At 59.9% G+C, this 4,075-nt stretch carries 4 protein-coding genes; 2 read left to right on the top strand and 2 right to left on the bottom strand.

Translation table 11 applies throughout. The features are described 5' to 3' along the window. Positions 1 to 1,066 precede the first annotated feature (1,066 nt). Positions 1,067 to 1,702, bottom strand: coding sequence for a TetR family transcriptional regulator (locus GSQ79_RS23725; protein ID WP_158811248.1), 636 nt, complete (start codon positions 1,700 to 1,702; stop codon positions 1,067 to 1,069). A gap of 212 nt (positions 1,703 to 1,914) precedes the next feature. Then, positions 1,915 to 2,922, bottom strand: a complete 1,008-nt coding sequence (locus GSQ79_RS23720; RefSeq protein WP_158811247.1) for a Zn-dependent oxidoreductase — start codon at positions 2,920 to 2,922, stop codon at positions 1,915 to 1,917. Between the two features lie 104 nt (positions 2,923 to 3,026). Here GSQ79_RS23720 and GSQ79_RS23715 point away from each other — a divergent pair, with 104 nt between their 5' ends. Together GSQ79_RS23715 and GSQ79_RS29835 are read left to right on the top strand one after the other, a co-directional pair. Then, on the top strand, positions 3,027 to 3,356 hold the full coding sequence (locus tag GSQ79_RS23715) for a helix-turn-helix domain-containing protein (RefSeq protein WP_158811246.1): 330 nt from the start codon (positions 3,027 to 3,029) through the stop codon (positions 3,354 to 3,356). 222 nt (positions 3,357 to 3,578) lie between these two features. Beyond that, positions 3,579 to 3,728, top strand: coding sequence for a hypothetical protein (locus GSQ79_RS29835; RefSeq protein WP_246725538.1), 150 nt, complete (start codon positions 3,579 to 3,581; stop codon positions 3,726 to 3,728). The last annotated feature ends 347 nt before the right edge of the window (positions 3,729 to 4,075 follow it).

Genomic DNA, 4,075 nt, shown 5'->3' with positions numbered 1-4,075 from the left:
GTTCGGAAAAATATCCGTTGGGGTTCGCACGGCCGCGGCGCCGCCGAAGATCAGGATCAGCAGCGCCATGACGACGAACGTATAGGGCCGATGCAGGGCGAGGCGAACGACGGCGATCATGACTGTAAATCCCGGACCGAAAGGCTACTCTTGATGCGTGCGGTCTTCTCGATGGCGAAAACCGTGCGGGCCGCGGCAACGCTGCGCGAGACTGCGTCACCGCCGTCCCCCGTGCGCGATGCCCGACATGATCCGCGTCGCGCTTTGCCGGGCGCGTCATGTTGCAGCCTTGCAACGTATGCGCGGTGGCCTTCAAGTATATTGCACCGATCACGAATACGATATTTGCGATGAGGGTCAATATAAAAGACGGTTTCGTTCTTAAATATTAATTTATAATCGGGCATGCTGAGTCGAAGTTCGCGCCATCGATTTTTTGTCCATCGCTCGCGTTCTCGATACTGCGTTTCGGTATCCGATATGCTTCGATCGTCTGTCTCGTTCATCGCCCGTTAAGGCGCGCAATCTCAGGCGGCTACGGGCATCTGGCAATTCACCACCGCAAGCGCCGGGGCCCTCGCCGAGGCGGATGTCGCCGGGTGAACGACGCCATGCCTCACGTTCGATGCAAAACTGTCGCCGCTCCCTTTCCGCCTTTGAGGACGGCAGCCTGGGCGCATTGCCGGACTGCAGATCGGCACAGGCTGTCGAACCCGACACCGTGCCGATGCCGGTCGCGGCATGGCGCTGCGCAAGGGTCCGCGACGATTGCGGCGCCGGCGACCTTCACCGGGCCTGTCTTCGACGACACAGTGGATGGCGTACGCTCGGGTGTAAGTTTCGATACAAACCAGCCTCTTAGGTCGGAAGCCGACGGTGGTGTGCCGTCCTATCCTTTCGGCGTTTTCCAGGCCTCGACCAAAGGTCGCTTGGATAGCAAACTAACCAGATGGTACACGAGATGTGAAGATGCGCAATGCATCGGAAATCGCAGCCGGTTTGACCCGATCCGATCGTTTCTCCTTGAAAACAATGGGTCTTGACGATTGTCGGGAGGGCGGCTGGCCTAAGCGCTGGTCAGGTATGCAAGGACGGCGTCGCAAGCCATTGCGCGATGACGGCGCCGTGTCGCCGGCGCACGAAGTTTGACGGCAAACACGAGCTCGAACGTGTGCTGGTTGCTGATCCTGAAGTAGCAGAAGGATGTAATCAGCATATGGAGGTCAAGCGGGCTGACGGTGCGGCGGAACGATCCGAGCCGTCGGCCATCGGACAGGATCTGCTTGAGCCGGGCGAGAATGCCTTCACTGATCGTGGCCGTGATCGCGGATGTTTTGAGTAGGCGGGCGAAGTGGATGTTCTCCATGCCCACCATCCGGGTAAATCCGGTATGGGCTTCGTTGTAGTCGAACGTGAACTCGACGATTCGGCGGATCGCCTCCGACGGCGAAAGATCAGTCGTATCGAGACGCTCTTCTGCCTCTCTGATTTCCGCGTATGCGCGTTCGAGCGTGGCGAGATAGAGACCTTCCTTGTCCTTGAAATAATAGTAGATCATCCGCTTCGTCGTCTTCGTGCGCGCGGCGATCGTGTCGACACGGGCTCCCGCAAGGCCATGCGTCGAGAATTCTTCCAGCGCAACGGCGAGAATGTCTTCCCGCGTTTTCTGTGAATCGTTGATGCGAGGGGGCTTTGTGATCATGGACCTGTCCGATGAAGCGGTGCCTTGCATTGGTATGCTATTCCACTCAGACAAGGCGATATTTGAATCGAAGGCACCCTTCACGCACGTCCATGCGACGTTGATCCTTGTCGCGAGTGGCGATTTGTCACTCTAGATCTCGCACCATTTCGGCGCGATCGCCGCGCTGCAAAATGTTCCGCTTCTCATGTCGGTGGGACGTCCTCGTCGGATCAAGTTGTGCCGGGGACGAGGATCGCCTTCGCGCCCGGCTTTGCCTCATAGGCCATCGCCGCATCGATCTCCTCCAGGGCAAACGCCTTGCCTATTCGAGTGCGAAAGAGTGGGTCCTCGATGACGCTTTCGAGATAGGTGATGGCCGCCGTGAGCCGCTGCGCGTCGGCGACCGTTGCGCTTGCGAAGTTGCTGAAGGGCCGGAGCACGAGGTTCTTTGCCATCAAGACAAGCGACGAGACGGTGACCGGTGCAGAAGCGCCTAGAAAACCGTAAATGTGGATCGCGGAATTCATAGGAAGCAGCGGCGCGATGCGGCTGGTGAGATCGCCGCCGACGCCTTCAAAGACAGCAGTCGTGCCGAGTGCCGCAGCGCGTCGGCCCAGCTCGCTTTCGAAGCCTTCATCACCGGTGGTAAGAACATTTGCGACGCCAAGGGACCGCAGTGTTGCAGCCGCGCTCTCGGAGCGCACCAAAGACAATGTCGGCACCCCGCGCCGGTGCGCCAGAGCCGCCATCGCCAAGCCCGTCGCCGAACTTCCGGCCGTGATGATCACGCCTTTATACCCTTCGGCGCCGATCGTTTCGAGAAAGGCGTGCGCCGTAATGACATTGACGAACGACCCGGCGTAGTCGCGCGCGGAGACGGTTTTCGGCAGCACGAGGCAACTGGTCCGCGGGACGAGGATTTGTTCGCTCCAGAGGCCGATGGTGTAACGGCTGGTATTCAGGGAGCGATACATCGCGACATCGCATCCAACGAGGTCTTCGGAAAGCTCCGCGCCCACGGAAACAACCGTGCCGGCTGCGGAGGCACCCCAAACATCATGGACGCGATGATTCAGCCGCCCCCCCGCCGCGTTCGGGTTGGCGAGGAACGACTTGTCGCCGTGGTTGATGGCAGCTGCTCTCATATCGACGATGAGATGACCGGGCGGCGGATCGATCGGGGACGGGACATCGCGGACCTCGAGTTTGCGGTCGGCATTGACGCACACAGCTTTCACTTTGTTCTCCTGAAGCCTCAGCCCAATTGGTTTGTAGAGGGCGGTTCAGAGAACGCTTTCACTATCCAGTCCACAAGTACGGATAGTTTTGTTAGTGTTAAGCCATGAATCTTGCCAGCGTCTGTCCCGTCGCCTTCACCTCCCGAATCCTGGGCGGGAAATGGAAAGCCCGTATTATCTGGGCGCTGGTACGAAACGAGCCGCTACGTTTCTCCGAAATCCGACGCGCGTGCCCGCCGGTAAGCGACCGCATCCTGACCAAGGAATTGCGCGAGCTACAGGAATATGGACTGATCACGCGGCGCGAATACGCGGTGGTGCCACCGAAGACCGAGTACAGTCTGACCGAGTTGGGCGGCACGCTTCGGCCCGTGATGGCATCGATGGCCGACTGGGGGCTCGACAACCAAGGGAAGATCGCCGGCCGTCCTTAGAGCGTCTCAGGGCACATCCCGAGCGTTGTTCGTCCGACTAACGTCGGAGGAGCGATTGCTCCAGACAGCAGCTCTAGCGGGCGGGGGCATCTTCCTCCAGGCCGAGAGTGTGATGCGGGATGACTTTGCATCCGGCGCTCTTGTCCGCCTCCTTGTAGATTACAGCGCCCCCGTGCAGCCCGTGCACCTGCTATTCTCGGCAAGGCGGCGACAGACCCCACATTGCGCAGCTTCGTCGATCTCGTCGTCGCCTACGCTTTCCAGGTTCGATCAGAAGCAGCCGGCCGCGACGTCATGAACAACACGTTCGCGACGCGTTTGGCGGCCAATCCCGAGGTCCTGACGCTTCGGCTGACGCCTGCCTTCGACTGACGGCATCTTGGAAGTGCCGCCGCTTTCCCATCTCTATAGAGGACGAGAGCGGCGCGCGTGGGCCGTGCCGATGCCTTCGGAATCCGCGATCGCCGGCCGCGCTTTGCCGGGAGGCCATGTAGATTGTCTTACGATCTTGATCTCGGCCGTTTTTTCGATGACAATGAGTTGCGCGAGTTCATTCCCCGCGCGCCTGCCCGCGTTGGGGCTTTGACATCAACGATTGACGCCGCTCTGCCCCCCCAAGGAAGGCGGCGTCTTTCGTTAAGCAAGTCGGGATACGCCGAGGCTTAGTGCTTCCGGGAGATCTACCTTGCGGGGGAGAGCTTCAGGGTAAATGTCGCAGT

Origin of the sequence: Beijerinckia sp. L45 (genome assembly GCF_009765775.1) — a bacterium.
Lineage (GTDB): Bacteria > Pseudomonadota > Alphaproteobacteria > Rhizobiales > Beijerinckiaceae > RH-AL1.
Note: the sequence above shows the minus strand (reverse complement) of the source record. Positions and strands in the feature narration are given on the sequence as shown.

Coding starts and splice junctions, on each gene's coding strand:
- GSQ79_RS23715 (WP_158811246.1), top strand. CDS start 3,027: ATGAATCTTGCCAGCGTCTGTCCCGTCGCCTTCACCTCCCGAATCCTG.
- GSQ79_RS23725 (WP_158811248.1), bottom strand. CDS start 1,702: ATGATCACAAAGCCCCCTCGCATCAACGATTCACAGAAAACGCGGGAA.